The sequence below is a fragment of the Clostridium liquoris genome (genome assembly GCF_002995785.1).
In the GTDB taxonomy this organism is placed as follows: Bacteria; Bacillota; Clostridia; order Clostridiales; family Clostridiaceae; genus Clostridium_AO; species Clostridium_AO liquoris.
Genome location: NZ_PVXO01000066.1, coordinates 64,660 through 83,055, shown reverse-complemented (window position 1 = coordinate 83,055; position 18,396 = coordinate 64,660). Strand labels below are relative to the sequence as shown.

Sequence of the window (18,396 nt, the reverse complement as noted above, 5' to 3'; positions counted from 1 at the left end):
AACGGGGGTTTTTTGTTTGTATTTTTACTATTAGGAGTGATTTAAGGGATGTGGAGCGAAGAGCATATGGAAACTTATCTAAAGGATAAGTTGGATAATAAAAGATTCCTTCATAGTTTAAGTGTAAGAGATACAGCTGTTGCAATGGCTAAGTACTATGGAGAAGATGAAAATAAGGCTAGAATAGCTGGTTTAGTGCATGATTGTGCTAAAAATATAAATGGATATGAATTAATAAATATAGCAAAAAAACATGGATATAAAATTAATGCAATTTATGAAGAGAGTCCTCAACTTCTGCATGGTTTAGTAGGGGCTATAATTGCTAGAGATACTATGGAAATAAAAGATAAGGGCATATTTAATGCTATAGCGTATCATACTACAGGAAGAAAGAATATGACCTTATTAGAAAAAATAATATATTTAGCTGATTATGTAGAGCCTTTAAGAAAATATCCTGGTGTGGAGGAGTTAAGGGAATTAGCTTTTAAGGATATGGACATTGCATTGATTAAATCCTTTGATATAACTATAAAATATGTTATAGATAAAGGTCAAATGCTTCATCTAAATACTATAGAAGGTAGAAATTATCTAATTAAAATAGTAGGTGAATAGAGATGAAAGAGAAAAGAAAAAGCAAAGCTGGACTTGTTTCTTTAATATGTTTATTTATAATAGCTGTCTTAGGTGTATTTTTCTACTGTTATCTGTTGAGCTTTAGTAAAAATTCAAACCTTGGAGAGGGATTAGCTCCTGTGGAAAGAAAAGAAGCTTTAGCAGGTGAGGCCATAAACATATTATTAATGGGAGTGGACATAGGAAATCCAAATAATAAAAATGAACCTAAGAGAACAGATAGTATTATATTAATTAACTATGATCAAATTAATGAACAGTTAAATATTGTTTCCATACCAAGAGATACCTTAGTAACTATAAATGGGAAAAGCCAAAAGATAAATGCTGCTCACGCTATAGGGGGCCCAGAGTATCTTATAAAACAAGTAGAAAAACTTTTAAATATAGATATAAATTATTATGGAAAAGTAGATTACAATGGATTTAGAAATATTATAGATAGTATTGGCGGAATTGATATGGAAATTACACGTAATATGAATTATGATGATGCTTCTCAAGATCTTCATATACATTTTAAAAAGGGAGAAACTGTACATTTAGACGGGAAAAAAGCTGAAGAATTTTTTAGATGGAGAAAAAACAATGATGGTACAGGATTAGTAGAGGGAGATTTGGGAAGGATAGAAAATCAGCAAATATTCATTAATAAAGTTATAGATAAATTTAAAAGCCCAGCTATTATACCTAGGCTTCCAAGCATAATGGCAACTTTGCCTAAATATGCAGAAACAAATATGAGGCCAGAGGAAATAATAAAATATGCTTATAATTTTCTTAAAGTAAATAAAGAAAAAATGAATATAACTACATTGAAGGGTGAGTCAAAATATATTGGCGGAGTTTCATATTTTATATATGATGAAAAGGCAAATAGAGACTTACTGCTGGCTTTACAGGAAGTCCCAGGCAGTAGTAATGAAAATTCAATGGATAAAAGCAATATAAAAGTGCACATATTAAATGGCACTAATATAACCGGATTAGCAGGAAATTTGTCTTCTGAAGTAAAGAAAAAAGGATATTCCAATGTAACAACAGGCAATGGAGAAAAAACTGCTAAGTCCAAGATAATTGTAAGTGGCATAGATAAAAAATTTATACCTCTAATTAAAAGGGATTTCCATATAAATAATGTGGAAATTGATAATTCTAGAAATGGAGATATAAGTATTACTGTGTTAATAGGAGAGAACTTTAATAAATAATTTTGAGGAGTGGCATATGAGTAGTTTGTTAAACTTCAAATATGATAAGAGTGAAAAACTGAAGTTAAAAGAATTTTTAAGAGTTGATTTAAAGCTTTCTGGTAGATTGATAAGAGGTGCAGCTAAAGAAGGAAGAATTAGAGTCAATGGAAAGAGAGCTGATCTTAAACATATACTAAATCAAGGTGATATAGTAGATATATGTGTACAAAGGAAAGAAAGTCAGAATATAGAGCCAGAGAAAATGGATTTAAGTATAGTATATGAAGATGAAGATATAATAGTGGTTAATAAAAGCCCAGGTATGGTAGTTCATCCAACTAAGAGTCATCCAAATGGAACTTTAGCCAATGGCTTGTTATATTATTTTAAGAGTAAGGGTGAAAACTGTATAGTAAGATTAGTAAGTAGATTGGATATGGACACATCAGGTTTGATAATAGTTGCTAAAAATCAATTTTCTCATATGGCTTTGGCAAGGGATATGGGAGAAAATACATTTAAAAAGGGATATTTAGCAGTTGCCCATGGTGTTATGGAGAAGCCTGAAGGGATAATTGATTTGCCTATTTATAGACCAGGAGAAGGCAATATTAAAAGAATAGTAGATGATAAGGGACAAAGAAGTATAACTCACTATAATGTGGTAGAAAATTATGATAAAGCTTCATTGATAAGCCTTAGTTTAGAAACAGGAAGAACCCATCAAATAAGGGTGCATTTGACCCATTTAGGTCATCCTTTATTTGGAGATGCTTTATATGGAGAAGGATTTGATGATTCAAATTATATTAATAGACAGGCTTTGCATGCCTACAGATTATCCTTTCCTCATCCAAGAACCGGAAGAATAATCAATTTAGAATGTGATCTACCGAAGGATATTAATAACTTAATAGATATATTAAGAAAAAGAGCTAATAATTAAAAATTAATTATTAGCTCTTAGTTTTATACGTCTTATAATAAAAGTTATAATAATTATAGGTATAACCACAGAAACCATAGCTGTTATAACTTTGCCTACATTATTTGTCATACTTTGATAGGCTGTGGAAATGTTTACAATATGATCCGAATCACTTAATAATTTTAAATTCTCTATAGGAGCACCTTTCAAAGTAACAGAAGCATTTAAAACATTATCACCATTTTTGAAGGATAGTGAACTTAAATCTTTATTTTCTATTTTTAATGTAGCTTTTGCAGCATCATTCTTATCTTTTACATAATAAAAATCTTCACCAGCTAATAACTTTATATTTAAACCCTTTTCACTATAGTTAGTTACAACATCACCCTTAGAATACATTTTAACTAGTTGAAAATTATTGTATCCATAGTTAAAAAGATTTATTGAATCTGGGAAAAAGGTTTTGTTTTTATCATGCATTAGAGCTACTATAAGTCTTTGTCCATTTCTAGTTGCACTAGCTACATAAGAATGATCTGATTGAACTGTGTATCCAGTTTTACCACCTTCACAGCCACTAAAATAATATATAGAAGATTTTTGAACTAATTTATTTCCATTCCAAAGAGGTCTAGCTTCTTTAGACTTATTAGTAGGTGGAATTTTATAAGAAGGTGTAGTGGCTATTTTCGTATATTCAGGATGCTTTACAAGTTCCCTCATTATAAGAGCTAAATCCTTGGCACTAGTTCTATGTTTATCATTATATAAACCGTTGGGGTTTACAAAGTTGGTATCTGTGCAGCCTAATTCTTTTGCCCTTTCATTCATAAGTTTGGCAAATTGTTCATTAGATCCGCTTATATGTTCGGCTAAGGCTTCAGCACAATCATTGGCAGATGCTAAGAGTAAAGCATATAATAGATCTTTTACTTTAAATTGTTCCCCTTCATTGATATATATTTTGCTTCCATCTGCAAGAGGTGGGTTCTTGCCTACTACTACTACATCATCTAAATTACATCTTTCTAAAGTTAATAGTGCGGTCATTATTTTAGTTGTAGAAGCAGGTGGATAGGGTTTATCCATGTTCTTTCCATATAATATTTTACCAGTAGCGGCATCCATTAAAACTGCCCCATCTGCTGAAACTTTAGGCGGGACACCTTGAGCCTTTACTGTTGTATTTAAATTTATACTATAAACAAATAATAAACTTAATAAAAAAATACATAACTTTCTCATTTCATCCTCCTTTGCGTTCTTAAAAGTAATTATATCAAAAATTGTTCTAATATGCGATATTAAATTTTTCAAAATTGTCAATAATTTAGTTAAAGAATATATGGAGTAGGTGGTATTTATTTGAAGGAAAAGAAAAAAGTAATAGGCTCTATAGTAATATTGACCATGTTTATTTTTTTTATGGGTGTAGGATACATTATATCTTCATCTGGAAAGGCAAATAGTAAAGAAGAGATATTTACAGATAGCATTGAAAAAGAACATACCAATGATATCATTACCATTTACGTAAATGGTGCAGTTGAAAAGCCAGGAGTATACAAATTAAAAGAAAATAGCAGGATAGAGGATGCAATTAAAATTGCTGGAGGATTTTCAGAAAATGCAGATAAAGACAAATTGAATTTAGCAAAATTAATTAAGGATGAAGATTACATATATGTAGATAAAATAAAAAACCAAGGGGATACTTTGGAAGCTGAAAAAGATGGTATTAATAATCAAGGGAAAATTAATATTAATACAGCATCAAAAGAAGAATTAAGAACTATTCCTGGAGTTGGAGAAGTAACAGCACAAAAGATAATAGATTATAGGGAGAAAAATAAAGGCTTTAACTCTATAGAAGAGCTAAAAAAGGTGGATAGAATTGGAGAAAAAACTTTTGAAAAATTAAAAGATAAAATTGATGTTAGATAAGATTCATATATTGCTGCAGTATTTAAAAAAACTTATCGATAATATATAATAAGATTAGTCTTATAATTAGAATGACGGAAAGCAGGTGGATTTCATGGTAAAACTTACTTCTATGTCTAGAACATCAGGATGAGCAGCTAAAATAGGGCCGGAGGTCCTTTCAAAAATACTAGGCAGTTTACCTAAGATGGAAGATAAAAACTTAATGATTGGAATAGAAACTTCTGATGATGCAGCGGTTTACAAATTAAATGAAGACACGGCGATGATACAGACTTTAGACTTCTTTACACCAATTGTAGATGATCCTTATACTTTTGGCCAAATAGCTGCAGCTAATGCCTTAAGTGATATATATGCTATGGGAGGTAAGCCTGTTGTTGCATTAAATATAGTGTGTTTCCCTAACTGTTTGCCTATAGAAATTTTGGGCCAGATATTAAATGGTGGAGCAGATAAGGTGTTAGAGGCTGGAGCGGTAGTTGTTGGAGGACATTCAGTAGATGACAATGAACCTAAATATGGACTGTCTGTTACAGGAATAGTAAATCCAAATAGAATCTTAAAAAATTTTGGATCACTTGTAGGAGATGTATTAATCCTAACAAAGCCTCTTGGTACGGGCATAATTAATACAGCTATAAAAGGTGAAATTGCTTCAAAGGAAGCATATGAAAAGGCTGTAAGGGTAATGAAAACCTTAAATAAATATGCTGGAGAAATTATAAATAAATATGATGTAACAGCTTGCACAGATATAACAGGCTTTGGACTTATGGGACATAGCTATGAAATGGCATATGCGTCTAAGGTGAGCTTTAAAATCTATAAAGAATTAATTCCATATATAGAAGAGGTAACTAACAGTTACAAATAAGTTATAAAAGGTTATAAAACATTAATAAAATTATAACTTAGAAAATTGTTGACAGCCTCCCATGTTCGTAAAGAGCATGGAGTGATGTATTACATACATCCAAAATCCTTTGAATTGCTGGAAACCCCTAAAGCTAACTAAACTACAACGTAAGGATGAAATAAGCCTAAGCGTGATAGTCACGAAAGTAGAAAAAATTAGTTAGATGGCATAAGGTTAAATCCTAAGTGCACTGACCTTATGGTTAAAAACCGTTAGGTTGCGATAATGGGCAATCAGCAGGTAAACCTCGAAAAGAGGAAACTTCAACGACTATCCTGTAATGGGAGTACACTACAAGCCTTTGGTAGTGGAAGTGGAGGACACCGATTAGGTGATGATATAGTCTACGCTCATATGAAAGTATGAGAAGTTCATAAGTTTTACAAGACTTTGAGAACTGCTTAGTGATAGCGATACTAAGTGAATGAGGCATAAAACTTATAGGAAGTTATAAGTATATAAAACACTCAGTAGTCTTTTTAATTTACCTCAGTTTCATTATATACTCTAGTAATATAGGGGATAATAATAATGGAGGGGAGGTGAAAATGTGATAAAGGCAATAAAAATAAGGTTAAAGCCCACTAATGAACAAGAAATATTAATGTTTAAATCCGTAGGTTGTGCAAGGTTTGCTTACAACTGGGGACTTTCAAAATGGGAGGAAATCTATAAGCAAGGCGGTAAGCCTTCGAAAGCAAAAATAAGAGCTGAATTTAATAATACAATCAAAAAGGATGACAGTTATGTATGGTTAAATGAAGTATCTGCTCAAGTTACACAGCATGCTTTTGAAGATTTAGATAATGCTTATAATAATTTCTTTAAAGGTTTATCAAAATATCCTAAATTTAAAACTAAAAGACATTCTAGAAAATCCTTTTACGTTAGATATGATGCTATTAAATTTAAAAATGGAATGGTAAATATAGAGAAGATAGGTAAGGCCAAATACGAAACTAATTATAATATTCCTAATTTACCTAAGTATATTAATCCTAGGTGCTATTTTGACGGCAGGTATTGGTATTTAACATTAGGCTTTGAACACAACGAAAACCAAGTTGAGCTAGACAAGGATTTATCTGTTGGGATTGATTTAGGAGTTTCTAATCTAGCTATAGTAAATTGTTTAGATAAGCCAATAAAAAACGTTAATAAATCTGTAAAAATTAGAAAACTTAAAAAGAAATTAAAAAGATTACAAAGACAAGTATCAAGAAAATATGAAGCAAATAAAAAGGGTAAGGAATTTGTCAAAACTAAAAATATAATAAAGTTAGAAAAACAAATTAAGCTTATCCATAGAAAACTAAATAATATAAGACTTAATCACATACATCAAGCCACTAATATGATAGTTAAATTAAAACCATATAGAGTTGTTATGGAAAATTTAAATATCAGCGGCATGATGAAAAATAAACATTTATCAGAAAGCATACAGGAACAAAAATTTTATGAATTTATCAGGCAGATGAAATATAAATGTGAGTTTAATGGAATAGAGTTTGTTACAGCAGATAGATTTTATCCTTCAAGTAAAATTTGCAGCTGTTGCGGCAGTAAAAAAGAAAATTTAAAGTTAAAAGATAGAGTTTATGTATGTGATAAATGCGGCTTAGAAATAGATAGAGATAAAAATGCTTCAATTAATCTTGGTAATTATCAAATAGCATAATTGGTGATTTAAAAAAATTATGTTATGTGTACCCTGCGTTGTAGGGGAATTTAAGTCCTTGGAGAATTACACCAAACTAGAGTAGAATAAGCAATTATTTGAAATAGAATTCTATGAACAGGAAATGTTATTCAGCAATGAATAGCACAAGTAAAATTTATATATTTATAACTTTTTATAAGTTTTATGCAACGGCTAAAGAATACGCTAATATGGGGATTATACCAGAAGGAACTTATAGAAATAAAGATTATTTAAAAGGAAAATATGATTTGTTAAATGTACCTGAATGGCTAGAGGATATAGTATTTGATCCACAAACTTCAGGAGGTCTTTTATTTTCAATATCTAAAGATTATAGTGAAAATATAATGAAAGAGTTATCAGATTTAGAATTGGAATCTTCAATTATAGGAGAAGTAATTCCATTAGATGAAAAAATTATAATAGTGGAATAAGGTGAATTAGCTGATGAATAAAAATGAATTGTTAAGAAGTCTGCCTAAAATTGATGAACTATTGAAAGAAAAAATACTCATAGAGGAGATGCAAAAAAATTCTAGGACTTTAATCCTTCAGTGTATAAGGGAAAGTATAGAGCAGTATAGAAATGGAATAATCAATGAGGAAATAACTGAGTTTACCCATGAGGATATTATAAAAACTATATTGTCTTGCATAAGCAAGAAAAATGACTTACATTTAAAAAGGGTTATCAATGCTACAGGTATTATAATACACACTAATTTAGGAAGATCAATTCTATGTGATGAAGCTATAAAAAATGTAATACAGATTGCGTCAGGTTATAGTAATCTAGAATATAATATAGATAAAGGATGCAGAGGCTCTAGATATGATCATGTAGAAGAGCTGATTAAAGAATTAACAGGAGCTGAAGCTGCCATGGTGGTTAATAATAATGCAGCAGCGGTGCTTTTAGTTTTAAACACTTTATGCAAAGATAAAGAAGCCATAGTATCCAGAGGGGAATTAGTAGAAATAGGTGGTTCATTTAGAATACCTGATGTGATGAGCTTTAGTGGTGCACAATTAATAGAGGCGGGCACTACTAATAGAACTCATCTCTATGATTATGAAAATAATATTAATGAAAATACAGGGGTTTTGTTAAGGGTTCATAGCTCTAATTTTAAAATAATAGGTTTCACAGAAAGAGTCCCTCTAAAAGATTTAGTTCAATTGGGTAAGAAAAATAATATACCAGTGATAGAGGATATAGGCAGCGGCACTTTAATAGATTTTACAAAGTATGGATTTCACTATGAGCCAACAGTTGGAAATAGCATAAAAGAAGGTGTGGATATAGTAACCTTTAGTGGAGATAAAATGCTAGGTGGACCTCAAGCAGGAATTATTATTGGGAAAAAGCATCTCATAGAAAAAATTAAAAAAAATCAATTGACAAGAGCGCTTAGAATAGACAAAATGACTTTAGCTGCCCTTGAGGGAACCTTAAAGATGTATTTAAATGAGGAAAAGGCAATAGAAAATATTCCTACTCTTTATATGCTTCTAACTCCAAAGGAAGTACATAAAAAAAGGGGAGAAAAGCTTAAAAGAAAATTAAGAGGGCTTAATAATTTTACTTTTTCCTTAGAACAGGATTATTCCATGGTGGGTGGAGGATCCATGCCAGAAGAAACAATAGAAACCTTTGTTTTGAAAATTAATAGCAATAAGTATAAAGCTTGGGAAATAGAAAAAAGCCTTAGAAAAAATATTATTCCAATAATCACAAGGGTGAATAAGGAACAGGTAATAATGGATTTAAGGACAATAGATGATGATGATTTTAATGTAATTTCTGAGGCATTTAAGGTTATGGATAAGCTTTAAAGTGAAATGGAGAATATAAAAAATGAAACATATAGTTATAGGAACTGCAGGGCATATTGATCATGGTAAAACAACACTTATAAAGGCTCTGACAGGAAGAAATACAGATAATTTAAAAGAAGAAAAGGAAAGAGGTATATCCATAGATTTAGGATTTACTTATTTTGATTTGCCATCAGGGAGAAGGGGGGGAATAATAGATGTACCTGGACATGAAAAATTTATAAAAAATATGTTAGCAGGAGTAAGCAGCATAGATTTAGTGCTTATGGTTATAGCGGCAGATGAGGGAGTAATGCCTCAAACCAAAGAGCATTTACAGATACTACAGCTTCTTAATGTAAAAAAGGGTATTATAGTTATAACTAAAATAGATTTAGTAGATAGTCAGTGGCTGGACATGGTAATAGAAGAAGTAAAAGAGGAAATGAAAGGAACCTTTCTGCAGGATGCAAAGATACAATTAGTTTCTTCTACAACTAAAGAGGGGTTAGAAGAATTAGTAAATGCTATAGATTCTATTACAGAGGAAGTTGAAAGTAAAAATACTGTAGGAAGTTTAAGACTTCCTGTGGATAGAGTCTTTTCTGTAAGTGGTTTTGGTACTGTAGTTACTGGCACCATATTAAATGGCAGCGTAAAGGAAGGCGATATGGTAGAAATATATCCTTCTAAAATTCAGTGTAAAGTTAGAGAAATACAGGTTCATGATGAAAAAGTAAAACTAGCTGAAGCTGGACAAAGATCTGCTTTGAACTTATCTAATATAAAGGTGAAGGACATCAGAAGAGGAGATGTTGTATCGGCTGTTGATAGTATGGAACCATCCCTTATGGTAGACTGTAATCTGCATTATTTACAAAGTAATAATAGGCCTTTGGAGAATAGACAGAGAGTAAGACTTCATCATGGTACTTCAGAATTATTGTGTAGAGTAATAATATTAGATAAACAAGAGATAAAACCAGGGGAAAATGCTTATGTGCAATTAAGGCTTGAAAGCCCTATTGCTTGCAAAAAAGATGATAGATTTGTTATAAGAAATTATTCGCCCATGTATACTATAGGCGGGGGAATTATAATAGAACCTTTAAGTAAGAAGGCTAAACAATTTGACCAAGGCCACATTGATGAATTAAAGATTAAAGAAAGTGGGAGTACAGAAAGTATATTAGAAAATATTATTGAAAATCTAAGCCCAAAATTTCCTGATAAATCTTTAATACAAAAATCCATAGATTTAAAACCCAATATCATAGAAGAGAAAATAAATAATTTAAAACAACATGGAAAAATAATAGAATTGCTAATTGACAATAATCCCATATATATTCATGTTAAATATATGGATGAAAAAGCAAAACTCATGGTTCACCAATTAGAAAAATTTCATATGGATAACCCTTTAAAAGTTGGTATGACAAAAGAGGAAATAAAAGGCAAAGTCTTTGGAAAGAAATTAAAACAAAAAATATATGATGAGATTTTGCACATATTAGCTGAGAAGGGCATAATAAATATTAATGGTAATTATATTTCTTTAAATACATTTAGTATAAAATATACGAAAGAACAAAAGGAAATAAAGGAAAAATTGATATTAATATATAATAAGGCGGGTTTTTCACCTCCAAAGTATGAAGAGTTAGCTAGCAAAGAAAAGGATAAAAAAACATTTAAGATGGTATATGATTCCTTAATTGAAAATGGTGAAATTATAAAAATTAATGAGGATATATCCCTTTCATTCAGTAGCTATAATAAAGCAAAGGATACAGTAATAAGGTATATAAATGAAAAAGGATCTATTACCTTAAGTGAGTTTAGAGATTTACTTAATACTAGTAGAAAATATGCGGTAGCCATTATAGAATATTTTGATTATATTAAATTAACTAAAAGAGTAGATGATAAAAGAGTATTGACATAATTAAGATTTTAATATAAGATTAATAATCGTAAGCATAATTTAGCTACTGCACATTAGATTATATTTAATATGGGAGTAGATGTGTACTGGTGTACTTACCAGTCTTCAAAACTGTGTTGTGGCGCTAATAACGTCATTGGTGGGTTCGATTCCCACATGCTCCCGCCAAGTATTTAATAGCCCTTAGGGCTTTTTTTATTTAGTAGGAATTTAAAAAAGTTTGCTTTGAGAAATAGCCCGATAGGGTTTGAAAATACAGTGTTTTTAAATCTTTGAGAATTGCTATTTCTAAATCTTTTCCTCCTAATATTTCCTTATTATATTATACTACCAAAAATACATTCAAAAGCAAAACAAAAAAAGCCTATAGCCTATAATATTAGCTTAATCATAAGTGTATCATATCTTGATTATATTTAATAGAGTATGTTACTATTAAATGGAACTATTTTACTTATTTGGAAATATGTTAAACGTTTTGCTTGTATTTATTAGTTGGGGGGATTTTTATGAAGTATTTAAAGTATATACTGTCATTGCTTTTAACGTTCATATCATATTTTATTATATCCTTTTTGATTTTAAATTTAAGTAAATCACCTGATGGTACTGTTTCAGATTTTTCATTTATTGAAGTTGGAATAACTTTAATTATTGCTGTTATTGTTGGTTCTACAGCTTTAATTATTGCGACTATTAAAGAAAGCAACAAAAAATAATTATTTAAATTAATTGATCTTATTATTAACATAGATATTTACAACTTATCAAAATTCAAATAAATCCAAAACAAATTGGATTTGCATTTTTTATGTGCATTAACCTCTATTAAGAAAGGAATAGGATACCATTAACTGAAATGTTGATTTATAAAGAGTTTGCAATCTGTTTTACAGTTTTACAAGTATTTATTATAAAATGCAAAGTAGCATGAGTATAGGCAGAATTTATAATTATCTATACTTGTCCAGTAAAAGGTTCTATAAAATTAAGCAAAAAACCACTTTTCCTTTTTATATGAGTCGCTGGACTATGTTTGAAAAGTATAGTTATAAAGTATTTAACGTTTATTCTGAGTCTTAAAATCATTCACCGAATACTATATATAAAGTCTATATGTTTTGTTAGTTAAGCTAATTACAAAAATATTCTTGTACCCAACAGGGTATTAAGTTAGGATTATCAGGATATGCTTTAAACCATGCTTGCATAGGTATATGAATTGTCCTGTAGATACATCTGGCTTAAAGAATGTCAGATAATTAGGTCCCCCGGATACAGTGCTATCATTTTGCACATAGTAATTTGCTATTGCATAAGAACCAGATGATGATACTGTACATGCAGCTGTAGTACCGTTAACAGATCCCAATATTCTGATACCTATTAAATCAGTTCCTTTGAAAAATGGCTCGCTACTCCACCCCCAACTAAAGGATATATACCAATCTGTTCCTGAGCCTGAAGTATAAGAATAACCAGAATATATTGTTGCACCAGCTGCTAAAGCTATAATTTCTTGTTGTGTTCCAGTAAAATTGCTTATAGCTTCAGCCTTATCAGCACTATATCCCCTATGCACTAATTCACTTTTACCAAGTTTTGATAACTCGAATATTTTTTTCTTATAGTCAAATGATCTAATTTCTTTAATTTCAATATCGCTAAATCCATTTTGCTTTAATTCTGTATCTGTTTTAGATTTTAGATTAGTAACGATATCATATTCTGATATACGTTCAACTTGAGCTTTTTCATTTTTGGAGATAGTATCCTTAGCACATACATTTAATTGTTACAGAAGGTGGAGCTAGGAATATAACACTATAGAGAAAGATACCATATATACATCAAGATCTGTTATCGCAGAATCAAGAATCAAGAGCTATAGTGGTAAAAAGGTAGCTTTTTATTATAAAAGGCATGAAGATGGAGTGGAAGTTGAAGAAGAATTAGAAGCACTTGATTTTATAGGAAAAGTTAACTTTTAAAGTAAATCCTTTGACTTGCTCAAAGTGTGGAGCACGGATGAAATTTAATGATATAGTTTATTATGGAATAAGTATACGAGATAAGTTAAAGAATTAAATAATATTAAGTAATGAAAATAAAATAAGAAAAACGAAAGCTTTAGTAAATGAATTCTTTGAAGAGAAACAATAACTTATAGGTGCCTAAATTGTGGTTTAGAAACAGAAGTACCAAAATTATTTATGGAAATGTATGTTATACATAAGATGGATATTGTAATGAAGTATATGAAGAATTTAAAAAGAAAAAACTTTTAAATTCATGATGCTAGCGCATAAAATCAATATGTAAAAAACTTAAATTAAATCAACTTTAATACAGAATTATAGTTTGAATTACAGGCTATCGCCTAATTTAGAGGATAAAGCAAAAAAACGTGGCCTACTGGCCGCTTTGTTATTGTGTGTAAATTTGTCTTAATATGTTGAAAAAAATGTAAAAACACCAAGCTTATTGTATAAAAGTAAACTAAATTAAATATTCGGACTATTACTATATTAATTGAATGATGCTTTAGTGTAATATATAATAACATTATATTGAAAAAACAATTGGAGATGAAAGCGTTGAAGGAATATAAGGAGTATATGGAAGTACTAAGGGAAAAATTAAATCAGCTAGCTGAAAAAGAAACCATTTTAAGCAGGGGAGAAGTTTTAGAACTCAGTAAGGAAATGGACAAACTTATATATAAATATTATAATACTACATCAGTATAATCTGGTGTTTATTTTTTTACCCCGATTTTGGTAAACATTAACTTATATTTTAGTTTTTACATGTATATTAGAAGGAGTTTTAATAACAATGTAGAATATATAGAAATATGAGAGCTGTGGAGGGGGGAAGTTAATGAGTGAATATGACTTGGAATCAATAGAACTATTAAAAGAAGGGGATTTTCCCCAATATATATATTCTGCTGACAATAATTCTTGCAATAGTAGTCAACTGGATTTTTTGAAAGTCAGGAATATTTTGCTTATTGCTGTGAACACAGATATATACATTAGGTGTAAAGATAATAAAGTAAGGTTATATATTTTACTAGCAGTAGCTAGTCTAAAAGATGAAGGTAAGTATGATTTTGATACAGGGGAAGTAATTAAAAGGATAAATATAATAGTAAAATACTTTAAAATAAGTTCTCCACAAATAATAAATAATACAGTTTATTTTAAACCAGATATGGATAAAATAAAAGAACTCCTAGAGAAGTCTAAAATTGAAATTGAAGAAGGCAGGGCAGAGAATATAATATTTAAAGTATAAAAATGAAAATTTTGTTTATCATAAATGGAAACCTTGAAACATCAAGGTTTTTTATTTTTACTAAATTTTTTTATAGTTATCATAATTATATTAAAGTTGGTAATAATAAAGTAATAGATAACCTCTTCATTTTTGCCCCGTGTAAACGGGGTTTTTTTAATTTTATGTTGCGAAAAAGATGAATTAATAATAAAATATGTTAATATACCAAATTGATAAAGGTAGGGGATTATCAGCAATGTACAAATTATTTATTAAAAAACTAAATGAAGATGCAATTATACCTAAATATGCTCATGAAGGCGATGCAGGTATGGATTTATATTCAATTGAGGAGAAAACCATAGAACCTGGAGAAACCACTTTAATACATACAGGAATAAGTATACAGTTGCCTGAGGAAACAGAGGCTCAAATAAGACCTAGAAGTGGACTAGCTTTAAAACATTCTATTACGGTTTTAAATACACCTGGCACTATTGATGAGGGATATAGGGGAGAGATATGTATAATATTAATAAATCATGGAAATAACACTTTTAAAGTGGAAAAACATATGCGAATTGCTCAAATGGTAATTAAACCAGTGTTAAAAGTGAAAATATTGGAGGTTACTACACTACTAGATAGTGAAAGAGGAGAAAATGGTCTTGGATCTACAGGCTTAAAATAGGAAAATATGTTATTATGAAACTAAGGAGTGGTTTGGTGTTTGATTTAGATACGTGTGTGGCTTTTATTACTAATAATGCTGCTAAAAAATTATCGGAATGTTTTAATGAAAGATTAAGTAAATTAGGAATTACAAGAGTGCAATGGATTGCATTATATTTTATGGGTAAATACGAAAATATAAGCCAAGGTGAGTTAGGGAAGAAGATGGATATAAAAGCTTCTTCTGTTGCAAGGCTAATAGATAGAATGGAAAGGGATGGCTATGTTATAAGAAAAAGAGACCCAAAGGATAGAAGAATGACAAATCTTATTTTAACGAAAGATGGTAAAGAATTACGATTGAAGCTTTTACCTGAAGGAGAAAAAATGAGGAAATTAGCTTCAAGGGGTTTGACGGAAGAAGAAATTGAAACATTTAAGAAAGTTTTAAAAAAGATGACTAAAAATGTAAGCAATGAAGAATAATTAATTTTGCCATATAAAAATAAAATTTCATATAAAAGTCTTGGTTTTTCTAAATACAATTGCTATACTAATAATTAGCATGGCAATTGTTTTTTGTTGTTTTAATTTATATTTTAGGAGGAGTTTATATGATTATAGAGGTTAAATTGGAAAAATTATCTCCAGGATCTAAGGAAGGAAAAGTAGGTAAGATTCATAAAACTGTTGGACAATTAGTAAAAGCTGGAGATGTGCTATTAGAAGTAGAAGGGAGAAAGGGTAATATACCTGTAAAATCCAATATAGAGGGGAAAATTTGCAGCTTAGATGTAGAGGAAGGCTCTAGGGTGAAACTTGGAGATGTATTATTTAAAATAGATGTGGAAAAAAATAATGAAGAACATAAGGGCTGTAATGAATCAGCTATGGAAAATATACAAGAAAAGTGTTGTTGTAAAGAGAAAGATGTTGTAGAAGGAGACATAGCTATACTTGGGGGAGGCCCAGGAGGATATGTTGCAGCTATACAGGCGGCTAAACTTGGCGCTAAAGTAGTACTAATTGAAAAAGATAAGGTAGGTGGTACATGTTTAAATAGGGGCTGCATACCTACTAAAGCACTAGTTCGTTCAGCAGAAGTTTACAACAATATAAAAGAAGCGGAAAGCTTTGGAATATCCATTGAAAATCCTTCTGTAGATATGACAAAAGTAATTGAAAGAAAAAATAAAATTGTAGATAATTTAGTTGGCGGAATAGAATACTTATTAAATAAAAATAATATAAAATTCATAAAAGGAAAGGGCAAATTAGTAGATAATAATACTATAACAATAGATGATAAAACATTAGTAAAAGCTAAAAATATTATAATTGCCACAGGCTCAAAAACATGCTGTTTACCAATAAAAGGGGCAAATTTTAAAAATGTTATTACTAGTGATGAAGCTCTAGATTTAAAGGAATTGCCAAAAAAGATTGTAATCATTGGTGGTGGAGTTATAGGAATGGAATTTGCATTTATTTATGCTAATATGGGAGTAGAAGTATATGTTGTGGAATACTTTGATAATGTTTTAACTATGTTAGACCAAGATGTAATTGATGAAATAACCAATATATCAAAAGATAAGGGAATAAAATTATATACTGGATGCAAAGTAGAAGAGATATTAGCAGCTGAAGAAGATGAATGCATAGTAAAATTCAATAAAAATGGTGAATATAAATATGTTTCCTGTGATAAGGTTCTTATGTCTGTTGGAAGACAGCCGTACTTTGAAAACATAGGAATAGAAAATTTAAATATAGAATTAAATGAAAGAGGAAAAGGAATAAAAGTTAACGATAAAATGGAAACAAGTATTCCTAATATATATGCTATAGGAGATGTAACTAACAAGATGCAGTTAGCTCACGTGGCTTCACATCAGGGAATTGTAGCTGTAAAAAATATTTTAGGTACAGCTGAAGAAATGGATTATAATTCTGTACCAAGTGTTATATTTACGGAGCCAGAAATAGCTGCTGTAGGCATCACTGAGAAAATAGCAAAGGAGGAAGGTATGGATATAGTAGTAGGAAAATTCCCTTTTGCAGCCAATGGTAAAGCTATGACTTATGGAGAAACTAGAGGATTTATAAAAATTATAAAAGAAAGTAGTTCTGGGAAGATAATAGGCTGCAGTATAATAGGACCACATGCATCGGATTTAATAGCAGAAGTTACTTTAGCTGTTAAGAATGGTTTAACAGCAGAGCAAATTATAGAAACAATTCATGCTCATCCTACTACATCAGAAGTAATCCATGAGGCTGCCTTGGCAACAGAAGGCGGTGCAATACATTTTGCAGAATAGTTTAGCATTAAAATATATAAAATCACATAGAGTAGATCCATATTATAATCTAGCTTTAGAAGAATATTTACTAAATAATGTGGGAGAAAATGAAGTAATATTATATTTATGGCAGAATAAAGATACCATTGTCATTGGGAAAAATCAAAACCCTTGGAAGGAATGTAAGGTGCATGATCTGGAAGAGGCTGGAGGAAACATAGCTAGAAGATTATCTGGAGGGGGAGCAGTTTTTCATGATTTAGGAAATTTAAACTTTACTTTTTTAATGAAAGAGGAGTTATACAATTTAGAAAAACAGCTTCAGGTTATATTGCAGGGAATAAGAAGTATAGGAATAGATGCGGAGTTTACAGGAAGAAATGACATCACAGTACAAGGAAGAAAATTTTCTGGAAATGCCTTTTATTTTGATAATGATAAGGCATATCATCATGGAACCATATTAATTAACAGCGATATGAATAAGCTTACAAAGTATCTTCAGGTATCTAAGGAAAAGATAGCTTCTAAAGGGATTGATTCTGTAAGATCTAGAGTAGTAAATTTATCCGAGATTAAAAGAAATATTACTTTAGAGGAAACAGAAAAAGCCCTTGAAAAAAGTTTTTGCGAAGTTTATGGCGGAGAATTAGAATTATTAAATGTTTCCTTGGAAAATGAAGAGTTTAAGAAATTAATAGAAAAGTATTCTTCTTGGCAGTGGAGATTTGGAGAAAGCCCCCAGTTTGATGTAAGCTTTGCTAAAAGATTTTCTTTTGGAGGAATTGAAATTGGATTTACTTTAAAAAATGGAGAAATAGATGAAGTAACTATATATTCAGACTTTATGAATACAAATCTAATAGATAAAATTAAAACATCATTTAAAGGAATAAAATTTAATATATCTGAAGTTATCCATAGTTTAGACCACATTTCAAAAGATGATGAAGAAAGAACAATAATAGATGAAATACAAAGATGGCTTCTAGAAAAAGAAAAGAATTTTTAAAGTGAAGAGCATGGAAATCTT

At 30.1% G+C, this 18,396-nt stretch carries 17 protein-coding genes, 1 tRNA gene and 2 pseudogenes; 18 read left to right on the top strand and 2 right to left on the bottom strand.

Annotated features, from left to right (window positions below; genetic code table 11):
- Positions 1 to 48 precede the first annotated feature (48 nt).
- Genes yqeK through CLLI_RS12260 form a run of 3 tightly spaced genes read left to right on the top strand, consistent with a single transcriptional unit; the run spans position 49 to position 2,781 of the window.
- Positions 49 to 621 carry a bis(5'-nucleosyl)-tetraphosphatase (symmetrical) YqeK gene (gene yqeK / locus CLLI_RS12270; protein ID WP_106064495.1) on the top strand — a complete coding sequence of 191 codons (573 nt, stop codon included), beginning with the start codon at positions 49 to 51 and terminating at the stop codon, positions 619 to 621.
- 2 nt (positions 622 to 623) lie between these two features.
- The gene (locus CLLI_RS12265; protein ID WP_106064494.1) at positions 624 to 1,853 is read left to right on the top strand and encodes an LCP family protein; all 1,230 of its coding nucleotides are present in this window, start codon (positions 624 to 626) and stop codon (positions 1,851 to 1,853) included.
- Positions 1,854 to 1,869: 16 nt separating this feature from the next.
- Positions 1,870 to 2,781 carry an RluA family pseudouridine synthase gene (locus CLLI_RS12260; protein ID WP_106064493.1) on the top strand — a complete coding sequence of 304 codons (912 nt, stop codon included), beginning with the start codon at positions 1,870 to 1,872 and terminating at the stop codon, positions 2,779 to 2,781.
- Positions 2,782 to 2,784: 3 nt separating this feature from the next.
- Here the strand turns inward: CLLI_RS12260 and CLLI_RS12255 are convergent, their stop codons facing one another.
- The gene (locus CLLI_RS12255; RefSeq protein WP_106064492.1) at positions 2,785 to 4,011 is read right to left on the bottom strand and encodes a D-alanyl-D-alanine carboxypeptidase family protein; all 1,227 of its coding nucleotides are present in this window, start codon (positions 4,009 to 4,011) and stop codon (positions 2,785 to 2,787) included.
- Between the two features lie 120 nt (positions 4,012 to 4,131).
- Here CLLI_RS12255 and CLLI_RS12250 point away from each other — a divergent pair, with 120 nt between their 5' ends.
- The 8 genes and pseudogenes from CLLI_RS12250 (at position 4,132) to CLLI_RS12220 (ending at position 11,819) form a co-directional block, all read left to right on the top strand.
- Entirely contained in the window at positions 4,132 to 4,710 is a 579-nt protein-coding gene (locus CLLI_RS12250) for a ComEA family DNA-binding protein (RefSeq protein ID WP_106064491.1), read from the top strand.
- A gap of 94 nt (positions 4,711 to 4,804) precedes the next feature.
- Positions 4,805 to 5,566 (top strand): annotated as a pseudogene (selD, locus tag CLLI_RS12245) (selenide, water dikinase SelD); the annotation flags it as partial.
- 613 nt (positions 5,567 to 6,179) lie between these two features.
- Complete coding sequence (locus CLLI_RS12240) at positions 6,180 to 7,310, top strand: RNA-guided endonuclease InsQ/TnpB family protein (RefSeq protein WP_106064489.1); 1,131 nt, start codon at positions 6,180 to 6,182, stop codon at positions 7,308 to 7,310.
- Positions 7,311 to 7,423: 113 nt separating this feature from the next.
- Positions 7,424 to 7,768, top strand: a complete 345-nt coding sequence (locus CLLI_RS12235; RefSeq protein WP_146127098.1) for an AIR synthase-related protein — start codon at positions 7,424 to 7,426, stop codon at positions 7,766 to 7,768.
- 13 nt (positions 7,769 to 7,781) lie between these two features.
- A complete protein-coding gene (gene selA / locus CLLI_RS12230) occupies positions 7,782 to 9,170 on the top strand; it encodes an L-seryl-tRNA(Sec) selenium transferase (protein ID WP_106064487.1) in 1,389 nt (462 codons plus the stop codon).
- A gap of 22 nt (positions 9,171 to 9,192) precedes the next feature.
- A complete protein-coding gene (gene selB / locus CLLI_RS12225) occupies positions 9,193 to 11,100 on the top strand; it encodes a selenocysteine-specific translation elongation factor (RefSeq protein ID WP_106064486.1) in 1,908 nt (635 codons plus the stop codon).
- Between the two features lie 71 nt (positions 11,101 to 11,171).
- Positions 11,172 to 11,268, top strand: a tRNA-Sec gene (locus tag CLLI_RS14605).
- Between the two features lie 341 nt (positions 11,269 to 11,609).
- Positions 11,610 to 11,819: a hypothetical protein gene (locus tag CLLI_RS12220; RefSeq protein ID WP_106064485.1), complete on the top strand. Its 210-nt coding sequence runs from the start codon at positions 11,610 to 11,612 to the stop codon at positions 11,817 to 11,819.
- A gap of 449 nt (positions 11,820 to 12,268) precedes the next feature.
- Here CLLI_RS12220 and CLLI_RS12215 read toward each other — a convergent pair whose 3' ends face one another.
- Entirely contained in the window at positions 12,269 to 12,682 is a 414-nt protein-coding gene (locus CLLI_RS12215; RefSeq protein WP_106064484.1) for a hypothetical protein, read from the bottom strand.
- Between the two features lie 262 nt (positions 12,683 to 12,944).
- On the opposite strand from CLLI_RS12215, the pseudogene CLLI_RS15135 reads away from it, so the two are divergent.
- The 7 genes and pseudogenes from CLLI_RS15135 to lplA all read left to right on the top strand — a co-directional run.
- Positions 12,945 to 13,185, top strand: a pseudogene (locus CLLI_RS15135) (transposase); the annotation flags it as partial.
- A 512-nt stretch (positions 13,186 to 13,697) separates the two neighbouring features.
- On the top strand, positions 13,698 to 13,850 hold the full coding sequence (locus CLLI_RS12205; protein ID WP_242975598.1) for an aspartyl-phosphate phosphatase Spo0E family protein: 153 nt from the start codon (positions 13,698 to 13,700) through the stop codon (positions 13,848 to 13,850).
- Positions 13,851 to 13,983: 133 nt separating this feature from the next.
- A complete protein-coding gene (locus tag CLLI_RS12200; RefSeq protein WP_106064483.1) occupies positions 13,984 to 14,403 on the top strand; it encodes a hypothetical protein in 420 nt (139 codons plus the stop codon).
- Between the two features lie 238 nt (positions 14,404 to 14,641).
- The gene (gene dut / locus CLLI_RS12195; protein ID WP_106064482.1) at positions 14,642 to 15,076 is read left to right on the top strand and encodes a dUTP diphosphatase; all 435 of its coding nucleotides are present in this window, start codon (positions 14,642 to 14,644) and stop codon (positions 15,074 to 15,076) included.
- A 35-nt stretch (positions 15,077 to 15,111) separates the two neighbouring features.
- Positions 15,112 to 15,543, top strand: a complete 432-nt coding sequence (locus tag CLLI_RS12190) for a MarR family winged helix-turn-helix transcriptional regulator (protein ID WP_106064481.1) — start codon at positions 15,112 to 15,114, stop codon at positions 15,541 to 15,543.
- Positions 15,544 to 15,671: 128 nt separating this feature from the next.
- Complete coding sequence (gene lpdA, locus CLLI_RS12185; protein WP_207655109.1) at positions 15,672 to 17,381, top strand: dihydrolipoyl dehydrogenase; 1,710 nt, start codon at positions 15,672 to 15,674, stop codon at positions 17,379 to 17,381.
- Positions 17,371 to 18,375, top strand: coding sequence for a lipoate--protein ligase (gene lplA, locus CLLI_RS12180; RefSeq protein WP_242975597.1), 1,005 nt, complete (start codon positions 17,371 to 17,373; stop codon positions 18,373 to 18,375). The genes lpdA and lplA overlap by 11 nt, the downstream gene beginning before the upstream one ends.
- The last annotated feature ends 21 nt before the right edge of the window (positions 18,376 to 18,396 follow it).